Below are 21,451 nucleotides of genomic sequence, written 5' to 3'. Positions count from 1 at the left end.
TTACTAATTATCAGCTTGTGCTAATTTTTCACTGCATTTTTTCTCAGCCAGTTTTGAGATGAGTCTCTTCCTCAACTAAATATAATTATGCTCGTGGGTTCATTAGAGACTTTCATACACTGTAAAGCTTTTTCGTTAGGATGAAAGGTGTAAGTGCGCCATAGGTCTCATATTGTCAGCTATGTAAATACCATTAAACATCAGGAGGCAAAAAGCGTACTGTACAAAGGCTTTTGACTGGTAATATTTGCTTTATAAAAAGTTATTCATTAATTGCTAATGTACGATTTTCGTAACGTACTTCTGTCCAAAAATGAGTTTGTCTAACTCCCCTCACACTCCAACACCGCCACAAACGCATCCAAATATTTCTCGATAGTCAAATCCGCAGACACTGGTGGCAGTTCTACGGTAATACACGGTAAGTTTCTTTCTTGGCACCATGTTCCGAATGAACCTGGGGTTTCGTAATCGACGTCTTCGACTAGTGGTAGGTTGAACTGTTTGCCTAGCCAAGTGGCAAGTTCTGATTGGGTTGGGTCGTCGACCATGGCGAGTGGTTCGTGGAAAGAGATGACGAATTTAGGTTGGCGCTGCTCAATGAGGTTGATGAGCGACTGCACTTCAGGTTCAAGCTGGTCGGCTTGCCCCGTTTTTACTTTTACATCTCTGACCGGAGTGTGAGAACTCCAGCGATAAACGGTGCCGTTTTCTGTCCAGTTTTGAGTCGGAAAGGCGCGGTTTAAATCGACTTGGTTAGCGTTAGCGCGAGTGCCGAGTTGATTGCCATCTGGGTTCATCGACAGAATCACATCGTGTCGTAAGTTGGCGGCAGGCAAGCTTCTTAGGGCGCAAGACAAACCCGCGATAGATGCGGTCTCATCGCCGTGTGTGCCCGCTAAAATCAGCCCGCGAGACTCACTTTCTATTTGCGCGGGGAAATAAAGTAAGGGTGCACCCAACACCGATTTTCCATATGACAGCGGTTTTATCGAAAACGCAGCTCTTTCCGTTCTTGGAATTAAACTCACCTTAATCTCCTGATTGATCAAGTACTATCAAATAAGTAATACCAATCGTAGTAAATAACTGTTCACCCTAGCTTGTTAAAAATCTCGATAACGTCTTTAGATTTTTTGATTGTAGAATAACTACTTATCGAAAAAATCCGCCTTGTTCTCAAGCTTTTTTCCTGCGCTATTTTTGAACACTTACTTACTGTGATTGGTATAACTACTATTTAGATGACCTCTATTAAATAAACCATAGCGTCAAAACTCGTCAACCGTCGCATTGTTAATTTTATTACTTTGCTTCAAAGATAGGCTAGGAGAGCAAAAAAACATGGATTTTAAGAAACATTCAACGGCTTTAATCATTTCATCTTTATTGACCCCTTTTATCTCAGTGACTGCCGTTGCTGAAACATTGCCTGCCGGAACTTCTCTGGCGAAAGAGCAACATTTGGTACGTGCTAATGATGCGGAAGCTGCGACACTCGATCCGGCGAAGGCAGAAGGCTTGCCTGAAATGCACATTCTGCGTGACCTATTTGAAGGTTTAGTGATTCAAGACCGCGATGGCAATATTACCCCAGGTGTTGCGGAATCTTGGGAAACCGAAGACAACCAGACGTTTGTATTTCACCTACGTAAAGATGCTCAATGGTCGAATGGCGATCCAGTGACGGCCGATGATTTCGTGTATGCGATAAGACGAGCGGTCGACCCGAAACTCGCTTCGCCGAATGTTTGGTATCTCAAACTTACTCAAATCAGCAATATTGCAGACGTAGCCGAAGGCAAGAAGCCCGTTGAAGAGTTAGGTATCTCTGCCGTTGATAAGCACACGGTGAAGTTCGAACTCGATAGCAAAGTACCTTACTTTGTGGCGATGACAGGCCACACCTCAATGATGCCAGTTCACAAGGCAACGCTAGAAAACAGCGACAAGCCGTGGAGCGACCCTAAGCAATTTGTTGGCAATGGTGCATTTGTATTGGACGAGTGGGTGGTTAACGAGCGCATTGAACTGAAGAAGAACCCGAAATATTGGGACAACGCAGATACGCACTTAACTGAAGTGACTTACATTCCGTTCGAGAACCAGAATGCCTCGATCAACCGTTATGCGGTGGGCGAGGTCGATATCACTTCTGATGTGCCGACACACATGGCGCAACAACTTAAAACCAAATACCAAGATGCGTTTACCGCGGTACCTTTGCTGTGTACTTACTACTACGCGTTCAATACCACGCGTCCTCCGTTTGATGACGCGCGAGTGCGTAAAGCGGTGTCGTACTCCATGATGCGTGATGTGATCACCAATGGTGTCACTCAGGTGGGTAACCTACCGGCTTATACCTTTGCCCATGAGTACACGGCAGGCTTTGATGCGACTCAGCCTGAATACAGCACATGGACTCAAAAGGAGCGAGACCAAAAGGCGAAAGAGCTGTTGAAAGAAGCGGGCTACGATGCGTCTAACCCATTGGATTTCAAACTTCTTTACAACACCAGTGAGTCGAACAAGTCGATTGCAGTGGCGATTGCGTCAATGTTGAAGGGCAACTTGGGCGCACAAGTCGAGCTTGAAAACCAAGAATGGAAGTCTTACTTGGTGTCACGTCGCCAAGGTGATTTTGATGTAATGCGCGCCTCTTGGTGTGGGGATTACAACGAAGCATCAACCTTCTTGAGCCTGTTACGTTCTGGTTCTTCGGGTAACTTTGCTCGTTACAGCAATGACAAGTATGACGCAGCAATGGACAGCGCCTTAGCCGCAACCAGCGAACAAGATCGCCAAGGTTTCTATGACCAAGCTGAACAGTTACTGGCAGAAGACATGCCGATCGCGCCAATTTACTACTATATGCAGGCTCGACTAGTACGACCAAGTGTCGGTGGTTTTGCGAAGAACAATGTAGAAGGACGTATCTACTCTAAGGATCTCTACATCAAAGAGTAATTGCGTTTGGTTCACGCGGCGACACACCGCTAAAAATATGAAATAGAGAAAAGGGACGTTGATCATAAATATCTGATCAACGTCCCTTCGTCATTAATCTGTAACGGTAAGCGCAAAAAACTGAAACCTGATTGAAGTATTTTTCACTTTTATTTCAATCAGGTGAAGCCATGTTACCCCCTCTACGTGCCCTTGTTGCGTTCGAAGCTGTTGCCCGCCTCGGTTCTATTGGTGCTGCTGCGCGAGAGCTTTGTGTTACGCAAGCTGCGGTGAGTCAGCAGCTTAAAAGTTTAGAAACCTTTCTCGATACCACACTGTTTGAACGCAGCTCCAAAGGCGTAAAGCTGACGTCGGCTGCCCAACATTATCAACCGATTGTTGCGGGTTCGCTCGCTCACCTGAAACTACAGACTCAAATCCTCTTCGGGGAAAAAGAAACCGACGTGTTGAGCCTGCGCGTTAATCACACCTTTTGCCATAACTGGCTGTTACCTCGCCTGCCATCTTTTTATCAAAAATACCCTTTTATCAGGCTCGATATTCAGCTGGTGGACTGGCCATCAACCAACCCTTGTCAGAATGTTGATATCGAATTGACCAACGGCAAGGTCGAAAGCGAAGACACCCATTGTGAGCGATTGTTTCAAGAACATTGGCAGTTGGTGTGCAGCCCTCAATTCAAAGCCGACCATCAAGAACTACTTAGTAAGCCCGACTTCGCTGCGCTGCCAACGGTTCAGGTAAAAGGCTACCGAGAGAACTGGCTGCAATGGCTCAGTCATAACCAATTCGAGATGACTTTACCGAAAGTTCTGCTCGAAGTGAGTAACTCTTTGCACGCCTTAGAAGCGGTTAAGCATGGGATTGGGATGTTGTTAGTGCGCTCCCTCGCAGTGTCTGAGTTGCTAAAGAAAAACGATCTGGTACTGGCGAGTGATTCGTCGATGCCTGCCGAATCAGCCCACTACCTGATTACCAAACACAGTCGCAGTGCCAAGGTGAATTTCTTCTGCGATTGGCTCTATCACCAGATGGAAGACGGTGAACTGGAGTAAAGATTTTCTTATGGGTAGCCATAAAAAAAATGAAGGACGCTCTTACTAACCTGTCATAAAAAACACTTAGTTTAACCGCATACAAATAAGGACGAGGTCACCATGAGTGCTTTCTCACAACCAATGAAAAACCGCTTAAAGGTACTGTTATTTACCGCACCGTTGTTGGTGCCACTGTTTACTTTTTGGCTCGTACCATTTGGTTATTCGATTTATATCAGCTTCACCGATTGGGATTACATCTCGCCAGATTATTCGTTTATCGGTTTAGAAAATTACGAGTACATGGTTGAGGACTACGAGTTCATTCAAGCAGTGCTCAACACGTTTTGGTTCTCGGTCGGTGTGGTGATTCCAACCATCATTCTTGGTCTTGTGTTTGCCATGTTGTTACACAAAAACTTCAAGGGTAGCCAGTTTTATCGTGCAGTGATCTTCTCCCCTTGGATTACGCCAACCGTTGCGGTGTCGATTGTTTGGTCTTGGGTTTTTGAAACTAAATCGGGCTTGGCAAATCACTTATTAGAGTCGGCAGGGTTTAGCGCGATTCCATGGTTAGAGAACGGGAACACAGCCTTGATTGCTGTGATTATCGTGACGGTTTGGCAGGCGATTGGTTGGACGATGCTGTTCTACATCAGTGCACTCAACAAGATTCCAGAGTCACTGTATGAGGCTTCTTTGATTGATGGTTGCAGCAGTTTAACGCGCTTTTTGAAGATAACGCTGCCACTGATTTCACCCACCACATTCTTCCTAGTGGTGGTCAACATTATCACGGCAATGCAGGCGTTCGATCAGTTCCAGATCCTAACGCAAGGCGGGCCGGGTGGTGAGACTCGTACCTTGTTGTACTTGTTCTACCAACAAGCGTTTGAGCGTTACGAAATGGGACTTGCGGCCGCGACATCGTTAGTGATATTCCTGATTACTGGGTTGCTGGCACTTATTAATACCTACATCGGCAAGCGCTGGGTGTACTACTAGTCGATTTTTTGAAAGGGCAGAATTATGACCACGCAAGTATTGGATGCCAATCAAGTATTAAACCAGAGCACCGCGAAAGCCAAAATCACAACACGAACGAAAGCGAGCAAATTAGAGGTTGCGTCAAAGAAAGCCTCAGTGGATCGCCGTTCGTTTATTGCATTGGCTAAGCACCTGTTCTTGGCAACCTGCGGAACCATTATGGTGTTCCCGTTCTTATGGATGCTGTCTGGCTCGCTGAAAAGCAATGATGAGATTTTTGCCAGTCCGCTTAACTTGATTCCAGAGCAGTTTCGCTGGGAAACCTTTGTCGAAACCTTTCACAGCGCGCCGTTTGGCTTGTACATCTTCAACAGTTTTAGCGTGGCTTTGTTCACTACGCTGTTGGTGATTGTGAATTCAGCGATGTTTGCATACGCGCTGACTCAGCTGAAGTTTCGCTCGAAGACAGTGCTCTATTTCGTCGTGATGGGCTGTTACATGCTGCCGGGCGCAGTGACTTACATTCCGTCTTACATCACCTTGGCAAAACTGGGTTTGTTGGATTCACACATGGGCTTGGTGGCGTCGAACGCGGCGTCGGTGTTCGGTGTGTTCTATCTACGCCAAGTGTTTATCAAGGTGCATCCGTCGCTGATTGAAGCGGCACGAATTGATGGTGCAGGTGAGCTCAAAATCTTATGGGCAATCATCTTACCGCAATGCCGAGCAGCAGTCGCAACACTGTTCCTCATCACTTTTATTACCAATTACAACAGCTACATGTGGCCGAGTCTGGTTATCACCACTCAGGATCTTAACCTGATTGCGACCGGGATTCGTCACTACTTTATTGCCGAAGGTAACTATGGATTGAACTGGTCGCAAATTATGGCGGCGAGCACCATTGCAGTATTGCCTTTGTTAATTCTATTCGTCATTTGTCAAAAGACGATTCTTTCAGGTATCGCCGATAACGGCGTAAAAGAGTAAACGGAAATGAAACTAAAAACTCTCGCACTAGTGTGTGCTGGCGCAGCAAGCGCGTCTATGTTCTCTAGCAGTGTTCTTGCCGCAACCGAAGTTAACTTTTGGTATTCCGGTGGTACTAAGCCACAGCAAATGATGACTAAGCTCATCGAAGAGTTCAATGCGAGCCAAGATGAGTATGTGGTGAAGCCTGCATTACAAGGTAACTACACAGAAACCTATCAGAAGCTACAAGCTGGTTTAGCGTCTAGAACTGCACCTGAACTTGTGCTGCTAGATTCAGGCCGTGCGGAAGCGATGCATGGTCGTGGTTTGAGCCGTGACTTAACGGCTTTCATGGATGAAGAGTTTAACTTCTCTGACTTTATTGGTGCGTTTAAAGACCAAGTGACTGCGGACGATGGCACCATCATCGGCTTACCTGCTTACGGTACAACTCAAGTGTTCTACTACAACAAGCAGGTATTGGCAGACAACGGTTTTACCGAGCAAGACCTAAACACATGGCAAGGTGTGGCTAAGGTCGCTGAAAAAGTCACACAGCGTGATGAGAAAGGCAAAGTGACGTTTTATGGCTGGGAGCCGATGTGGGGTCAAGACAACATGATTGACGCGGCTTTCTCTAACGGCGCGCAGATCATCAGTGATGACGGCAAAACAGTGCTCATCGACTCGGCTGAATGGGTTGAGGTGTGGGACAGCTTCCGTAAGTGGATCCACGATGATCAAATCATGCGCATTCACTACGGCGGTCAAGGTTGGGAATACTGGTACAAAACCATTGATGACGTGATGAAAGACAACGCACTTGGTTACACCGGTTCATCGGGCGACCAAGGTGATTTGGACTTCACTAAGCTTTCAGCAACTACACAGCCTGGTTGGGGTTCAAACCCTTCTGCGCCACAAGCGGGTGCGTTGGTTTACGTGATGCCAAAAGGCACAGACGAAGCAGCAGCCAAAGGTGCATTCGAGTTTGTTGAGTTTTACACCAATGCGAAGAACACGGCAGCATGGTCAATGTTCACAGGTTACATCCCAGTGCGTAACAGTGTTTCTGAAGTACCAGAGTATCAAGCGTTCACTAAAGATAACCCTCAAGCTCTGATTCCGTTGAAGCAAGCGAACACGGCAACCAAAGATTTCCTAGACCCTACCAACGGTAAGATCATGGATGCTCTAAAAGTGGCAGCGGATCAGATTCAAATCCAGAACGTGCCAGCTGACAAAGCGCTGAAGCAAGCGGCGAAGAAAGCGCAACGTGCACTAGACCGAGCGAATCGTTCTTAATCTGTAAAGTGATTAGCGCTTGGCTATTAGTAACGAAGAGCGATTAGCAATGAATAGTTGTTAATAGCCAGCAGCGATTAATAACGAGCGATGAACTAACAAAGGCCCATCTATTCGGGTGGGCCTCTTTTTGACCCAGTCCTTCAATTAGGACGAATTTGGTGAAGACAATGACCCAATTTCAAGGTGAGCTGCCGTTTGGCAGAGTACGTATCCCCTTTGATGTGCCAGCCGGTTCTCACTGCGTAACGATTACCGGCACAACGGTGAAAAAAGGATTCTTATACGCGGCGGCGTATGATGCCAACCAAGCATTTCGTGGCAAAGTGTTGTTTGAAAAGGCGCACAAGTCACTCACTATCCAACCGCAAAATTCTGGCCTAGGCGCGATTGATGGCGCGATTCCATCGGGCGAGTGGTTCTTAGAACTTTATAACCTTGAAGGTGAGTTTCGCACCGAGCGCGCGATGCAGTATCAAGTCGATATGCTTTGCTCTGATGAGTTAGTTAATCATTCTAATGAGCTAGGCACTGACGGAATTGAGAGTGAGCTAGAACTGAACCCAACGGTAACAGTTGATCACGATATCGAGTTTGATTACAGCCACATGCTGAGTTCTGATTCCCGCTGGTATCGTGGCGATTTACACGCTCACACTCAGCTTTCTGATGGTCACAATACCTTGGCAGCGGCTAAAGACATTGTGGAATCACAAGGACTCGATTTCTTCTTCTTCACTGAGCACAACATCTGCCAACCTAAATTGCCCGTATCAAACCAGTGCTTGTTCTTACCCGCGTTAGAAGTCACGACAGATCTCGGGCACTTCAACGTGCATGGCCCGGTTAAGTCTTTGGACCTTAGAGACGTTGAACACAGCAGCCAAGCGACCATGGAAGCGGGATTGAGCTTAGCTAGAAGTGGACACAATGGCGGACACAGTTCCCTTGGCATTAATCACCCGATGATGAAGCCGTGGCATTGGCATTACGATCAAGTGGATCTCAGCCAAGTGTCTACGTTCGAAGTGTGTTGTGACCCAACTTGGTCGACCTCGCCAAAAGCGACCGAAGAAGCGCTATTGGTTCTCAATGAAATGTGGAGTTGCGGCCAGAGAATTACCGCGATTGGCGGCAGCGATTCACACCTTGAGCCCCATGAACGAAATCCAAAAGCGAATGAGCCCTCTATCTACGGTGACCCATCAACTTTCGTTTACAGCCATGGCTTGAGCGGCGAAGGCATCTTGTCTGGTTTGCGTAATGGGCAAGTTTACCTAGAGCGCCGCTGTGGCCTGAAGTTTGACATCAACTTAGGCGACTTGCTACCGGGCAACGATTCTCAAGGTCAGCCACTAACATACCGAATCGCAGTCTCTGATTCAGAAAACCCTTACTACGCTGAGTGCGTGGTGGATGGTGAGATTGTTGAACGAATCGCTCTGAGTGATGAGCTGCAAAGTATCCATGTTGATGAGGGCTACCGTTGGTGTCGTGTCGATATTCGTCGTGGAGAGCTTTCTTTAGCATTAATCAACAGCACTCAACCTGCATCTGACGAACGTGAGTTTGAAGGCTGCATCAATGCCGTATTCGACGGTAAACAACCAGAATTTAACCAACCCCTAGTGCGTACTTGGGGAGAACTAATGGAGCGAGTGAGCCGTGATGAAGTTTAAGGCGATGTTATTTGATAAAGACGGCACATTGTTAGAGTTCCACAAGATGTGGCTCAACGTTTCTCGTGGTGCTTGTGAGCGTGTGAAATCCTTCACTGACCAACATCAAGGTAATCAAACTGTCACACCTGTTGAGTTACTCTTAGCCATTGGCGTGGAAGGTGATGTGGTTGATAACTATGGACTATTAGCCTCAAACCCAGTGGAAGATACCGCGACAGCGTGGTTCAACATGCTGCAACCTGATGTCTCGCTCGCTGAGTTTACTAAGGTGACCAAAGCGGCTTTCAATGACGAAGTGGAAGAGAATCCAAGTTGGATTGAAGCCCTACCGGGTGTGCCCGAAAAGCTCGGTCTGTTCAAGCAACAAGGCATGATTTTAGGCATCGCGACTGCTGATACCAAAGACTCAACCATCTACACGCTAGAGCAATCGGGGTTGAGCGAGATGTTCGATTATGTCGGTTACTCCGATGGCGATATCGAACCTAAACCAGCGCCCGCACTGCTCAATGCATTCTGTGAAAAGTGCGGCATTGAGCCACACGAAGTGATCATGTTTGGTGACACGGTTTCAGATATGGAATTTGGCCGTAACGCAGGCGCAAGCAATGTTGGCGTGCTGACTGGCACTGCGCAACACAGCGAGTTAGAACCTGTGGCGGATCTGGTTATCGCATCGGTCGCGCATTTTGAGTTCAATCAACTGCAAGAACGTGGTTAAAACGTTTAACGACAGATTCCAAAGATAGTATTTAACGAATTGATTTAAGGACAGGTTATGGCTGAAGTCACACTGAGAGGGGTAGAAAAAACCTACCCAAATGGTTTTAAGGCCGTGCACGGTGTCGATCTTAATATTCGCGAAGGTGAGTTTATGGTGTTTGTTGGGCCGTCTGGCTGCGCAAAATCCACCACGCTTCGAATGATCGCTGGCCTTGAAGATATCTCAGAAGGCGATGTCTACATTGGCGATAAGCGTGTGAACGAGCTGCCACCTAAAGATCGCGGCATCTCGATGGTGTTTCAGAACTACGCGCTTTATCCGCACATGTCGGTGTATGAAAATATGGCTTTTGGCCTTAAGCAACAAAAGCTGCCAAAGCATGAAATCAATGAACGTATTGAAGACGCAGCCAAGACGTTGGATATCGAGCATCTGCTAAATAACAAGCCGGGTGAAATGTCTGGGGGTCAAAGGCAGCGTGTGGCTCTAGGTCGTGCCATGGTGCGTAAGCCAGATGTGTTTTTGTTTGATGAGCCTTTGTCTAACTTGGATGCAAAGCTGCGTGTTTCGACTCGTGTCAGTATTGCGCAGCTGCACAACAATCTGAAGCAAGAAGGGCAAAACGCCACCATGATCTACGTGACACACGATCAGGTGGAAGCGATGACTCTTGGCGATCGTATCTGTGTATTGAATCAAGGTGAGATCATGCAAGTTGATACGCCGATGAATCTTTATCAGTACCCAGCCAATAAGTTTGTCGCAGGCTTTATTGGTTCGCCAGCCATGAATCTTATCAAGGTTAGGGTGGATGAGATTGACGGTGTGATGAACGTGGTATCAGAAAGTGGAGCACGCTGGACGCTGCCACAAGACAAGCAGGCTATCGCCCGTGAAAAAGTAGGAGAGTGGTTGTGGTTTGGTGTTCGCCCTGAACATATTCAACTCGCTAATCACGATGCGCCGCTGTCGGAAGTGAATACTCAAACGCACAGGCTAGATGTTGTCGAGTCTATGGGTAATGAACTGTATCTCTATTTCAAACTCGGAGCAGACAAGCTGGTGGCACGTGTCCCTTTCGATGCAGACCGAATTGCAAACAGCGGAGAAGAGACAGCACTTCACTTTAATACGCTACAGTGTCACTTGTTTGATTTGGGAACCGAAGAGACCCTTGTTCCTCAAGGCTGATCAAACTGACGTTACAGAGCTAAAGTTTGTGACCAATTCGTACTAGATAAACAAATCCCCATTCGCTGACAAAACGAATGGGGATTTTAGTTACTAGGGGGTAGTAATTTTATCTTCTAACTTGTTTCAGGTTTTAGATAGCCACCATAGTCGCAGCTTTCTTCATTGCTTCCTTAGTTGAACACTCAATCACGTTCGCATTAGCAAAGCGGTGTGCGTCTTTCACTTGAATATCGTGAGCCAAGATAACCAGTCTTGCGTTCGCCACATCTAGGTCGGTGATGCGGTTCTGAATACCGTTTTGACCTTGTGTTTCTACCTTAATCTTAAGGCCTGCTGCCAAGCCTGCTTTCTCTAGTGCTTTCGCTGCCATGAAGGTGTGTGCAACGCCAGATGGGCAACATGTTACTGCTACGATGTCGTACTCGCCTTCACCTGCTTCAGGAGCCGATTGAGCTTGTACTGGCGCTGCTTCAAGCATGTCTTCTTCTGTTTCAACCGCGACTGGTTTCCAGAAGCCAACGATAACCGCTGTAGTTAGTGAGCCAAGCGCAATACCGACGACGTACATTGGAATGTTGCTTGATACTGGCGCAGTGATTAGGCCGCCCCAAGGTGCGTGTAGTAGAACGTCTGTCATGAAGCCAAACACACAACCCACGATACCTCCGGCAACGATTGAAGGAAGTACGCGCATTGGGTCGTTCGCTGCGAACGGAATAGCACCTTCAGAGATACCAATAGAACCCATGATTGCTGCCGCTTTACCTGCCTCTTGCTCTTGTTTCGAGAACTTGTTTTTGAATAGGAAAGTCGCCAGAGCCATACCTAGAGGAGGTGTACAAATCGCGATGCCTACGCCACCCATTAGCCATGGTTGTGTGTCTACTTGAGTTTGAGCAAATAGGGTCGCTACTTTGTTGATAGGGCCGCCCATATCAAACGCAGTCATACCGCCAAGGATTGTGCCCAGAACCATCTTAGATGCGCCAGCCATTGAAGCTAAGAACTCGTTCATAGAAGACATGAACAGTTTGATTGGCTCACCGATGCCCCAAAGAACGATACCTGCAGAGATTAACGTGCCTAGAAGCGGGTAGATGAAGTAAGCACCCAGCGCCGTCATGTTCGCAGAAAGCGGGATCTTCTTAAGTTGGAACACCACGCCACCGGCGATAAAGCCTGCCACGATACAACCAAGGAAGCCGCCGCCCATGTCAGCCATGATGCCAGAAGAGATCATCGCTGGCGCTAGCGCTGGTTTATCTGCAATTGAGTAACCAATAAAGCCGCCAAGAATGATTGGGAAAAGAACAAGGCCTTTGATACCGATATTAGAGATGTCTGCCAGCAAACCGTCTGCTGGTACTGCACCTTTGCCAGATGCCATGACCGCTAAAGCCAGTAGAACACCACCGGCTACGATGAAAGGCAGCATGTGTGAGGTTCCGAAAAGCAGGTGGCCTTTCATGGTACTAAGGATTTTTTTAAAGTCGCTACTACTATTTTTATTATTGGTATTCGTAGCTTGAGTTGTTAGGGTGCTCATAATTTTCTACGCCTTATGAATTAATTAAAATATTAAGGATCTGTTGTTCGTCTTTTGCGTTATGGATATATTGAATAAATTCATCGCTGAATTTTCCAAATAGTTCTTGTAGTACATAAATATGATGGTCAGCACCGTTATCCGGAGAGGCAATCATAAAAAATACGGTTGGGTTAATGCCGTCTTCATCGCCATACTCAATGCCTTCACGCTTAACACCGACCGCAATTGCCGGCTCAGTTACAGCCTTGCTTTTTGAGTGCGGGTAAGCGATGCCATCCATTGAGGTGATGCTTTGAGATTCACGAATTTCAATGTCTGCCAAGAAGGCTTCTTTATTACTGATTCGGTTGTTCTCAAATAACATGCCTGCCAATTCTTCAAACAGTTCTTTTTTATTATTCGCTTGAAGGTTGTTATTAATTAAGTTGACGTTGGTTAGCTGTGTGATCATTTATTAACTCATTCACTATTGAAGTTCTTGAATTAAAATTAATGGATTAACCCGATTCGCGAAATAGCAAATAAAAGCCCTTCACTGTACATTTGTATCCAGCAAAATTAAGTGTGATTTGCATCATTAATGCGGTGTGATTTGGGTCATGTTTGATGGCGTCTTGATTATGCTTTTGACACGCTAATAGCCTCCGTCAAAAACAAAAATGCCCCGCAAAAGCAGGGCATGTACGGTGTGTACTGAGTACTGAGTACTGAGTACTGAGTACTGAGTTCTGAGGGAGCTAGCTGTAAGCGCGCGCTACGCGTCCAACGCAATCCAGTTTGTAACTCTCAGCATAAGCCGGAATGAATACGGATTGGCCTTTCTCAATTACGCAGGTTTCACCACATTGGTGAGTGAGCACCATAGATTCGTCGAGCGGCAATAGGATCTCGGCGCCTTCGGTTGTGATCTGTCGTTTCTGTGAGTTTTGCACGATAGAGAACTTAAAGTCCTCAACTGGAATTTGGTATTCCATTACATCACCTTGCTCAATCGGGCTGAGCAGTAATCTATCCGCAGGCTTTTCATTAAACCGAGTACAAGATACCAGCTCATTCACGTCCATGTACTTAGGCGTTAACCCGGCACGCAACACGTTGTCTGAGTTCGCCATGATTTCTAAGCCCGTCCCTTTGATGTAAGCGTGGGGTGTCTCCGCATCTAAATACATCGCTTGCCCAGGCTTTAGGGTAATCACATTCAATAGTAGCGGAGCGAACAGGCCGACATCACCTGGGTATTGATCTTCCAGTTCTGAAATCAATTGGAATACACGCTTATCAGAAAGCTTGGCCTTCATGATCAACATGGTAAGCGCCATTCCTTTTTGTTCGCCTTCTAAAGACAGTAAGCTCTCAAAAAAGCACGCTAATCCATTAGGGGTTTGATCGCCCGCTAGGTCATTGACCATCGAATGCAGCTCTGGAATATCGAGGTAGTGGAAGTGCTCAAGGATCTCGTTGATTGATCTAAAACCATTCATCGCGGTGTAGTCGGTTAGGGCATACACCAGTTCTGGCTTGTGGTTGGCATCCTTGTAGTTACGATTGCCAGCTGTCATCGGAATGCCTTGCTGCTCTTCAAGAGCATAGCCAGATTCGGCTTGCTGTTTGTTTGGATGTACCTGAACAGAGAGCGCTTTCTCAGCCGCCAATACCTTGAACAGATACGGCAGCTCACCAAAGCGACTCGCCACTTTCTCGCTTAAAAACAAGTTTAGGTTCTTAGAAATCAGGTTCGATAGAGTGGTTTGTTGCCCGTTATCAGTCACCATTGAGCAACCATTAGGATGAGCGCCCATCCAGATCTCCGCTTGCGGCTCACCAGATTGGTTATCAATACCAAACAGTTGGCTAAACGAAGAAGGGCTACCCCATGCGTAGTTTTGAATCACGTTGGTCATAGGGTAGAAAAAGCGTTGTACGAACGAGTCGTTCGCTAAAGAAAAATCAGACATCGAAATCACCATGAAGGGAAACATGGCTTGAGCTCTACTCGTTAGTAAAAACTATTAGCTACTAAAACAGTAGAGTAGAAGGGCTCAGGCCATTGGAGTTGAAATGACTTAAGCCGCTGCTGTCGTTAGCTTGGCTTTGCGTAGATTTTTAAGCGCGATACAAGTAACCGCCGTCACGCCCGCACCAGATGCCATGCACAGAAGTGCCAGCATTGGGTAGTTCATTGCGCCTAGTAGAGCGACAACCGGACCACCGTGAGCAACGCTGTTGGTGATACCAAATGAGAACGCCATTACCGCGGCCGTCATTGAGCCAAGCACGTTGGCAGGGATAACTGACATCGGGTCTTGAGCTGCGAAAGGAATCGCACCTTCAGAGATACCCACCAAGCCCATCGCACCTGCTGCTTTGCCCGCTTCAATTTCAGAAGATTCAAACAAGTCGAACTTACGGCCAAGTCTGGTTGCAATAGCCATACCCAGTGGAGCGACAGGAATTGCACACGCCATTGCACCCATGAACTGAGTTTGACCGCTGGCAATCATGCCGACCGAGAATAGGAACGCCACCTTGTTGAATGGGCCACCCATATCGAAACCGGCCATGCCACCCAATACGATGCCAAGCAGAACCACGTTACCTGTGCTCATGCTCGTTAGTAGTGCAGTAAGAGCATCCATCAACCCAGCGATAGGTGCGCCAATAACAAAGATGAACAGACCCGCGATGAATAGAGAACCAGTGATCGGAGCGATCATGATAGGCACAAGTGGTTGAACGAATTTGTGGTAGTTAAACGAGGTGATCCATTTAACGAAGTAACCCACTAATAGACCGGCGATGATTGCGCCAATGAAGCCTGTACCGGCGTCAGCACCGTAGAAAGAGCCGTTGTTCGCAATCCAACCGCCAATTAAACCTGGAGTTAGGGCAGGACGGTCAGCGATCGCGTAAGCAATGTAGCCAGCCAATATTGGGATCATCAGGGTGAAGGCAACCACGCCCACTTCTAATATTTGGTTCCACATGCTGCCAGCAGGAATTGCCATACCGGATTCACTTGGTTCGCCGCCAATGGCTAGTGCTAGGGCAATCAAAAGACCGCCTGTCACCACAAATGGGATCATGTGAGATACGCCATTCATCAAGTAACGATAAAGGTCTGAACGCGCTTGTGAGGCTTTTTCTACAACAGATTGATTGGTTGGTGTTTGTTCAGCTTGGTAGCTAGGTGCGTTGAGTGCTTGTTTAATTAAGCCTTGCGCGTCTTTGATTGGCGCTTTTACGTTGGTGCAGATGACACGTTTTCCAGCAAAGCGAGCCATGTCGACCTGCTTGTCACAAGCCACGACAATCGCGTCTGCGCGTTCAATCTCTTCTTGAGTAGGGCTGTTCTTAACACCAATAGAACCGTTGGTTTCGACCTTGATGTCGTAGCCAAGTGCTGCAGCGCCTTTCTCTAGTGCTTCTGCTGCCAAATAAGTGTGTGCAACGCCAGCAGGACAGCCAGTCACGCCAATGATGAAACCTTGCTTCTCAATGTTGGTTTCGGTTGCTGAAGGTTCAGGTTTGGTAAGCAGTAGTTCCAATGCGGCTTGTTCAGATTGAGCATTCATGAAGCTTTCGATAAAGCCTTCTTCAATCAGTTTTGAAGAAAGCTCTGCTAGTACTTCGATATGGTGATTATCGCCGCCATCAGGAGAGGCAATCATAAAGAATAGTTTTGATGGCTGACCGTCATCGGCGCCGTACTCGATGCCCTGTTTATGGATGCCGATAACAACCGCGGGTTTGATCACCGCGCTGCTTTTTGCGTGTGGTAGCGCGATGCCTTCTTCAAACCCTGTATTGCCCTGTTCTTCACGCGCCTTAATGTCGGTAAGAAACTGTGCTTTGTCTGAAATTCGACCTTGTGCGTACAGCACGTCTATCAGCTCTTTAAATACGTCTTCTTTTGAATTAGCGCTAAGCGAAAGCTTAATCAAATCTTGATTGATCAATGTCGTGATCATAATGAACCCCTACTCTGTTTTTATTTTGTTAGGGGTATTCTGGAATCTACGGCTTACCTTCTGTAGTGAAGAAAAAATGCATTTACTGGATGATTGATGCGTTCTAAATAGAGTGTGATTTTGATCGGTTAGTGGTGCGTTTTTTGGTCACTGTTGACAGCGATTCTGAGGTGATGAAGCTTTTATTTATAAGGGCTGTAGCGTGTTGGGTTATTAGAGAAATTACGTGCCATACCAGATTTGTGACTGGAGATTTATTTCCACGACTGGATTTTTGTAACCTAGATCTCAAATTGTGATTTTGCTCAATAGCACTATGTTTCACTAAGGAGTATATCTATTCCCGTAGCCTTATTGCTGCCCATAAGAGTTCGAAGAATGATATTTCATGACCTAATCTCGTCGGTGTTAAACGAGCGAGAACCGTTTCACAACATCTGGTTTGCTGGAGATTTTCATACGCCTTCAGCATGCAGTTATCAGGTGAACTTTCCACGTTTAGAGCTAGTGCTGAACGGAGAGTATATTAATGAAATGGAGAGTCATGATCGGAAGATCACCAACGTGATTGCCAAAGCCGGAGACGCGATTTTCATCCCACCCAACTGTTGGAATAAACCCAATTGGGACACTGACTGCTCGGTGCTGAGCATGCTATTTGGGCGTCGCCAGCTGGGTTTAAGTTTGGTGAGCAAACGCAAAGGCGAGGAGAGCTTCTATGATATTCAAAAGCACAGTATTCAGACTCGCTCTGGTTTTGCGATTGATAACATTCTAGAGGCGCTCAGCTCACTCGCGAGAGAGAGTAACAAGCAGCCAATGGACGAGTTATTACTGCAAGCGCTACTGCAATACAGTAAGACGATGTTGGATGCGCCAGTCGAGAAATCCCACAGCCGAGTGCAGGATGTCTATCAGGGTATTTGTATCTACATTCAAGAGAATTTCCACCGTCATATCACCCGAGACAGTATCGCCTCGCGCTTTAGTATTTCAGCCAATCACTTGTCGCGAATGTTCCGTCAACAAGGCCACATGACGCTGGCAGAATACATCACCCGCGTGCGGGTCGATCGTGCTAAGTTCATGCTCAAAAAGTACAACTTCAAGCTCAATGAAGTGTCAGTCCGTTGTGGCTTCAAAGATGTGAACTACTTCTGCCGAGTATTTAAAAACCGAACAGGAAAAACCCCAACCGAATATCGTGGATCTATCTGATACTGTTTCAAATTATCTTCTCGATCTGATTTTAGACGAGCGAATTTTGTATGACTTGGTCATCACAACTGACTCTGTGTGGTGGTGATCAATATGTTCCCTGTTTTCTTTTAAGCTTTCTCTTCTCGACTGTTTTCCTTATCTATTATCAAACCTTTCTTTGATATTTGTGTATTTATTGCGACTCTCTATATAGCTCCAATTAATAACAACAAGGTTTGGTTTTGCGAGTTGCTTATTATTTTTCGCTCTCTATTAATGGGATTAAACGTCTAAGGGCTTAGATATAAAATGGGTGCATTAAATGGTTTTAAAGTAAATTCAAATTCATTTATCGAGACGATAAAAGCCCGTTGTTGTTGGTTGACTTACTGATTGAAATGTCTGTAATCTATTGATTTTTAATGTTTAGTTTATAGCATTATATTCTTTGTTAACTAACATGTAATTCAGGTCTAAAAATTAAATATTCAGGTTTATACGGCTTATCACAATCTTGACTTATAATACTACAAATTAAAATTTCTACGGATAATATGCTCTTCAGATATTAATAATAAAGAAGACTTATACATGGAACTCAATACTCTGATCGTAGGAATTTATTTCCTTTTCCTTATCGCAATAGGTTGGATGTTTAGAACGTTCACCAGTACAACCAGTGATTATTTCCGCGGGGGCGGTAACATGCTTTGGTGGATGGTTGGCGCGACTGCGTTTATGACTCAGTTCAGTGCTTGGACCTTCACTGGCGCAGCAGGTAAAGCGTATGCCGATGGTATGGCTGTCGCGGTTATCTTCTTAGCGAACGCCTTTGGTTACCTGATGAACTACCTGTACTTCGCTCCGAAATTCCGTCAGCTGCGTGTAGTCACGCCAATTGACGCGATTCGTATGCGTTTTGGTAGCTTCAACGAGCAAGTGTTTACTTGGTCTGGCATGCCGAACAGTATTGTTTCTGCGGGTATCTGGCTGAACGGTTTGGCGATTATCGCATCGGGCATCTTTGGCTTCGATATGACGACAACCATCGTTCTAACCGGTCTTGTTGTACTTGTTATGTCGGTGACTGGTGGTTCATGGGCGGTTATCGCATCTGACTTCATGCAGATGGTCATCATCATGGCGGTAACAGTAACGTGTGCTGCGGTCGCTATTGTGCAAGGTGGCGGTGTTACTGAGATCATTAATGACTTCCCTGTAGCAGAAGGCGCATCATTCGTTTCTGGTAACAATCTGAACTACGTAAGCATCTTCGGAATCTGGGCATTCTTCATCTTCTTCAAGCAGTTCAGTATCACCAACAACATGTTGAACTCTTACCGTTACCTAGCGGCAAAAGACTCAAAGAACGCGAAGAAAGCGGCTCTGTTGGCATGTATTCTGATGACAATCGGTCCAATCATTTGGTTCATGCCACCTTGGTTTGTCGCTGGACAAGGCATTGACCTTGCGGCGCATTATCCAGATGCAGGCTCTAAAGCGGGCGACTTTGCTTACCTATACTTTGTAGAGCAATACATGCCAGCAGGTATGGTAGGGCTTCTAATTGCAGCGATGTTTGCAGCAACCATGTCTTCAATGGACTCAGGTTTAAACCGTAACTCAGGTATCTTTGTTATCAACTTCTACCAACCGATTCTTCGTCCAAACGCGACAGAGAAAGAGTTGATGGTTGTGTCTAAGTTGATGTCTTCGGTCTTCGGTGTCGCTATCATCCTTATCGCACTGTTTATCAACTCGCTGAAAGGTTTGAGCCTGTTCGACACCATGATGTACGTTGGTGCATTAATCGGTTTCCCAATGACGATTCCAGCATTCTGTGGCTTCTTCATTAAGAAGACTCCGGATTGGGCAGGTTGGGGCTCGCTAGTGGTTGGCGCGATTGTGTCTTACATCGTAGGCTTCGTGATTACCGCTGAAATGCTACAAAACTGGTTCAACCTAGAGCCGCTAACAGGCCGTGAATGGTCTGACTTGAAAGTAGCGGTAGGTCTGATTGCTCACTTAACGTTTACAGGTGGCTTCTTCATTCTGTCGACTTTGTTCTACAAACCACTAGAAGCGTCTCGTCAGAAAGATGTTGATACCTTCTTCAACAACCTTGCGACACCTTTGGTTTCTGAATCAACAGCACAGAAGAAATTGGATAACAAACAACGTCACATGCTGGGTTCGCTGATCGCAGTGTCTGGTGTGGCAGTGATGGCGATGTTTGCTCTACCGAACCCATTCTGGGGAAGAATGATGTTCGTGCTATGTGGCGGTATCGTGTTCATCGTTGGTCTGATGCTGGTGAAAGCCGTAGACGACTCGGTGGAAGATGCGAAACAAGAGAACAAAACGGCTTAGGTAACTAAACCTACAAGATAAGCAATTTAGAATAGAACGGCTGAGCGTAATTGCTCAGCCGTTTTTTATTGTGTGAACCGTGGAGATTATAACCAATGGATGGAGGGAGTAACTTAGTTAATCAAGGAAATGAATTTAAAAGGTAGAGAAGAACTAAATCAGACGTGAAGAGATGTACATGAGCAGAGCTTGTAGGTCGACGCTGCTTCGAGTCTTTTGTAAACGCTCGTTGACCTGATCATGGAGCAGGTTTCTGGTTAGGTTGGTGGCCGCCACAATATGCTCTCGCTGTGGCTTGGTAGGCAATACCAAAGCGATAGCAACGTGCACCTCACCAATGCGTGAAGCCCAATCAATCGGGTCGTCACTGACGATGACCGCAATCGAGAGATCTTGAGTCGATTCAAACATAACATGGGGCAGTGCGATCCCCGGGGATACACACGTAGACGAGCGTTCTTCTCGCTTAATAAAGGCAAGAATCAGCTCATCCGGATCTTGTGGATACACGAGGTGAGCGAGCCCTTTTAAGCACTCAAATTTGGTCAGTTGAGTTTGTGCTTTGGCATGGTGCCACTTGATGTCACAAGGTGGACATATCTGCGGCATGCGTTGGATTAAGTCCTTCGAGAACTCATGGTTCACTTGCGAGCCGACCATAGCGTAATGCTCAGCAATCACATCTTTAAGAACGAAACACGCTAGTTCGGCATCGATGCCAATGGCGGTGATCTGACACAAATCACCACGAAGTAAACCCACTTGCAACATCGCAACAGATTTGGAGAGATCAGCCGTTCGGTTTTGAGTGATGTTGATAATACGGATGGTACTTTTGAATTTCTTTGCCAAACGGCTAAGTGGCTGCGCGACGTGTGAGTTAGTTGCAGGATCGTCAACGAAGAAGGTGATCTGATATTCGTTCATGAAAGGTTTAGGTTCGACAATGCTTAATAAAGACTTTATCGACACTCAACAATACCTCTTCCATGGGAATGAATAAGGTTTTAGCTGGGTCGAAGCGACTTGGTTGTTCAATGTCGATATCAGAAACGATCAACACCTTGTCTGCGAGGCTAATGTCCTGTGCAGAGAGTAAGTTTTCAATACCCATAGCGCCTTGTGTTTCAACCTTGATTGAAACGTTGAATTTAGGGGCTGTTTTATTTAAAGCATCAGCTGCCATATAGGTGTGTGCAATACCTGTAGGGCACGCAGTTACCGCTACAATTCTCATTATTATTCTCGGCTTAATCTCGTCCCTGTTACGTTACATAAGCTACCTTTCAGAAGCTATTTTGCAGAAGCTATTTTGCAAAAGCTATCTTGCATGAGAAATCCAGTATGGAAAGCTCGCATAGGGGAGGGGCGATATTGTTATGGGTTCTGTGGATTTTATGGATTGGCGTTTTTTATTCCAAGGTGGACGTCACACTCTGAGTTCTTGGTTACAATAATCCAGTTAATGCACCTTTCGTCCTATATATTGAGTG

The 21,451-nt window shown here is 46.3% G+C and carries 17 protein-coding genes; 10 read left to right on the top strand and 7 right to left on the bottom strand.

What is annotated here, in order from left to right; genetic code table 11:
• Positions 1-323 precede the first annotated feature (323 nt).
• Positions 324-1,031 carry a murein tripeptide amidase MpaA gene (gene mpaA, locus QUF19_RS19035; protein ID WP_286302188.1) on the bottom strand — a complete coding sequence of 236 codons (708 nt, stop codon included), beginning with the start codon at positions 1,029-1,031 and terminating at the stop codon, positions 324-326.
• Between the two features lie 313 nt (positions 1,032-1,344).
• Here mpaA and QUF19_RS19030 point away from each other — a divergent pair, with 313 nt between their 5' ends.
• The 8 genes from QUF19_RS19030 (at position 1,345) to QUF19_RS18995 (ending at position 10,868) form a co-directional block, all read left to right on the top strand.
• Positions 1,345-2,970 carry an ABC transporter substrate-binding protein gene (locus QUF19_RS19030; RefSeq protein ID WP_286302185.1) on the top strand — a complete coding sequence of 542 codons (1,626 nt, stop codon included), beginning with the start codon at positions 1,345-1,347 and terminating at the stop codon, positions 2,968-2,970.
• Between the two features lie 170 nt (positions 2,971-3,140).
• Positions 3,141-4,025, top strand: coding sequence for a LysR substrate-binding domain-containing protein (locus QUF19_RS19025; protein WP_286302182.1), 885 nt, complete (start codon positions 3,141-3,143; stop codon positions 4,023-4,025).
• 102 nt (positions 4,026-4,127) lie between these two features.
• Positions 4,128-5,012 (top strand): carbohydrate ABC transporter permease, encoded by an 885-nt coding sequence (locus QUF19_RS19020; RefSeq protein WP_286302179.1) that lies wholly within the window; start codon positions 4,128-4,130, stop codon positions 5,010-5,012.
• Between the two features lie 24 nt (positions 5,013-5,036).
• Entirely contained in the window at positions 5,037-5,984 is a 948-nt protein-coding gene (locus QUF19_RS19015) for a carbohydrate ABC transporter permease (RefSeq protein WP_286302178.1), read from the top strand.
• 6 nt (positions 5,985-5,990) lie between these two features.
• Positions 5,991-7,271, top strand: a complete 1,281-nt coding sequence (locus QUF19_RS19010; RefSeq protein WP_286302176.1) for an extracellular solute-binding protein — start codon at positions 5,991-5,993, stop codon at positions 7,269-7,271.
• A 170-nt stretch (positions 7,272-7,441) separates the two neighbouring features.
• The gene (locus QUF19_RS19005; protein ID WP_286302174.1) at positions 7,442-8,950 is read left to right on the top strand and encodes a CehA/McbA family metallohydrolase; all 1,509 of its coding nucleotides are present in this window, start codon (positions 7,442-7,444) and stop codon (positions 8,948-8,950) included.
• A complete protein-coding gene (locus QUF19_RS19000; RefSeq protein WP_286303270.1) occupies positions 8,940-9,674 on the top strand; it encodes an HAD family hydrolase in 735 nt (244 codons plus the stop codon). Before QUF19_RS19005 ends, QUF19_RS19000 begins: the two co-directional genes overlap by 11 nt.
• A 57-nt stretch (positions 9,675-9,731) precedes the next feature.
• Positions 9,732-10,868 (top strand): ABC transporter ATP-binding protein, encoded by a 1,137-nt coding sequence (locus QUF19_RS18995; protein WP_286302172.1) that lies wholly within the window; start codon positions 9,732-9,734, stop codon positions 10,866-10,868.
• A 133-nt stretch (positions 10,869-11,001) separates the two neighbouring features.
• Here the strand turns inward: QUF19_RS18995 and QUF19_RS18990 are convergent, their stop codons facing one another.
• From QUF19_RS18990 to QUF19_RS18975, 4 genes are all read right to left on the bottom strand, one after another.
• A complete protein-coding gene (locus tag QUF19_RS18990) occupies positions 11,002-12,417 on the bottom strand; it encodes a PTS fructose transporter subunit IIBC (RefSeq protein ID WP_286302170.1) in 1,416 nt (471 codons plus the stop codon).
• Between the two features lie 13 nt (positions 12,418-12,430).
• Complete coding sequence (locus QUF19_RS18985) at positions 12,431-12,871, bottom strand: PTS sugar transporter subunit IIA (protein WP_286302168.1); 441 nt, start codon at positions 12,869-12,871, stop codon at positions 12,431-12,433.
• Between the two features lie 286 nt (positions 12,872-13,157).
• The gene (gene manA, locus QUF19_RS18980) at positions 13,158-14,375 is read right to left on the bottom strand and encodes a mannose-6-phosphate isomerase, class I (RefSeq protein ID WP_286302166.1); all 1,218 of its coding nucleotides are present in this window, start codon (positions 14,373-14,375) and stop codon (positions 13,158-13,160) included.
• 108 nt (positions 14,376-14,483) lie between these two features.
• Positions 14,484-16,388, bottom strand: a complete 1,905-nt coding sequence (locus tag QUF19_RS18975) for a PTS fructose transporter subunit IIABC (protein WP_286302164.1) — start codon at positions 16,386-16,388, stop codon at positions 14,484-14,486.
• 378 nt (positions 16,389-16,766) lie between these two features.
• On the opposite strand from QUF19_RS18975, the gene QUF19_RS18970 reads away from it, so the two are divergent.
• Positions 16,767-17,606 carry a helix-turn-helix transcriptional regulator gene (locus QUF19_RS18970; protein ID WP_102436693.1) on the top strand — a complete coding sequence of 280 codons (840 nt, stop codon included), beginning with the start codon at positions 16,767-16,769 and terminating at the stop codon, positions 17,604-17,606.
• Positions 17,607-18,179: 573 nt separating this feature from the next.
• On the top strand, positions 18,180-19,958 hold the full coding sequence (locus tag QUF19_RS18965) for a sodium:solute symporter family protein (RefSeq protein WP_286302161.1): 1,779 nt from the start codon (positions 18,180-18,182) through the stop codon (positions 19,956-19,958).
• A 153-nt stretch (positions 19,959-20,111) separates the two neighbouring features.
• Here the strand turns inward: QUF19_RS18965 and QUF19_RS18960 are convergent, their stop codons facing one another.
• Together QUF19_RS18960 and QUF19_RS18955 are read right to left on the bottom strand one after the other, a co-directional pair.
• Positions 20,112-20,885, bottom strand: a complete 774-nt coding sequence (locus tag QUF19_RS18960; RefSeq protein ID WP_286303269.1) for a PTS sugar transporter subunit IIA — start codon at positions 20,883-20,885, stop codon at positions 20,112-20,114.
• A 7-nt stretch (positions 20,886-20,892) separates the two neighbouring features.
• Positions 20,893-21,195 (bottom strand): PTS fructose transporter subunit IIB, encoded by a 303-nt coding sequence (locus tag QUF19_RS18955; protein ID WP_010432939.1) that lies wholly within the window; start codon positions 21,193-21,195, stop codon positions 20,893-20,895.
• Positions 21,196-21,451: the final 256 nt, after the last annotated feature.

The organism is Vibrio sp. FE10, from assembly GCF_030297155.1.
GTDB classification, from domain to species: domain Bacteria; phylum Pseudomonadota; class Gammaproteobacteria; order Enterobacterales; family Vibrionaceae; genus Vibrio; species Vibrio apostichopi.
Note: the sequence above shows the minus strand (reverse complement) of the source record. Positions and strands in the feature narration are given on the sequence as shown.

Coding starts and splice junctions, on each gene's coding strand:
- QUF19_RS19030 (WP_286302185.1), top strand. CDS start 1,345: ATGGATTTTAAGAAACATTCAACGGCTTTAATCATTTCATCTTTATTG.
- QUF19_RS19025 (WP_286302182.1), top strand. CDS start 3,141: ATGTTACCCCCTCTACGTGCCCTTGTTGCGTTCGAAGCTGTTGCCCGC.
- QUF19_RS19020 (WP_286302179.1), top strand. CDS start 4,128: ATGAGTGCTTTCTCACAACCAATGAAAAACCGCTTAAAGGTACTGTTA.
- QUF19_RS19015 (WP_286302178.1), top strand. CDS start 5,037: ATGACCACGCAAGTATTGGATGCCAATCAAGTATTAAACCAGAGCACC.
- QUF19_RS19010 (WP_286302176.1), top strand. CDS start 5,991: ATGAAACTAAAAACTCTCGCACTAGTGTGTGCTGGCGCAGCAAGCGCG.
- QUF19_RS19005 (WP_286302174.1), top strand. CDS start 7,442: ATGACCCAATTTCAAGGTGAGCTGCCGTTTGGCAGAGTACGTATCCCC.
- QUF19_RS19000 (WP_286303270.1), top strand. CDS start 8,940: ATGAAGTTTAAGGCGATGTTATTTGATAAAGACGGCACATTGTTAGAG.
- QUF19_RS18995 (WP_286302172.1), top strand. CDS start 9,732: ATGGCTGAAGTCACACTGAGAGGGGTAGAAAAAACCTACCCAAATGGT.
- QUF19_RS18990 (WP_286302170.1), bottom strand. CDS start 12,417: ATGAGCACCCTAACAACTCAAGCTACGAATACCAATAATAAAAATAGT.
- QUF19_RS18985 (WP_286302168.1), bottom strand. CDS start 12,871: ATGATCACACAGCTAACCAACGTCAACTTAATTAATAACAACCTTCAA.
- manA (WP_286302166.1), bottom strand. CDS start 14,375: ATGTCTGATTTTTCTTTAGCGAACGACTCGTTCGTACAACGCTTTTTC.
- QUF19_RS18975 (WP_286302164.1), bottom strand. CDS start 16,388: ATGATCACGACATTGATCAATCAAGATTTGATTAAGCTTTCGCTTAGC.
- QUF19_RS18970 (WP_102436693.1), top strand. CDS start 16,767: ATGATATTTCATGACCTAATCTCGTCGGTGTTAAACGAGCGAGAACCG.
- QUF19_RS18965 (WP_286302161.1), top strand. CDS start 18,180: ATGGAACTCAATACTCTGATCGTAGGAATTTATTTCCTTTTCCTTATC.
- QUF19_RS18960 (WP_286303269.1), bottom strand. CDS start 20,885: ATGAACGAATATCAGATCACCTTCTTCGTTGACGATCCTGCAACTAAC.
- QUF19_RS18955 (WP_010432939.1), bottom strand. CDS start 21,195: ATGAGAATTGTAGCGGTAACTGCGTGCCCTACAGGTATTGCACACACC.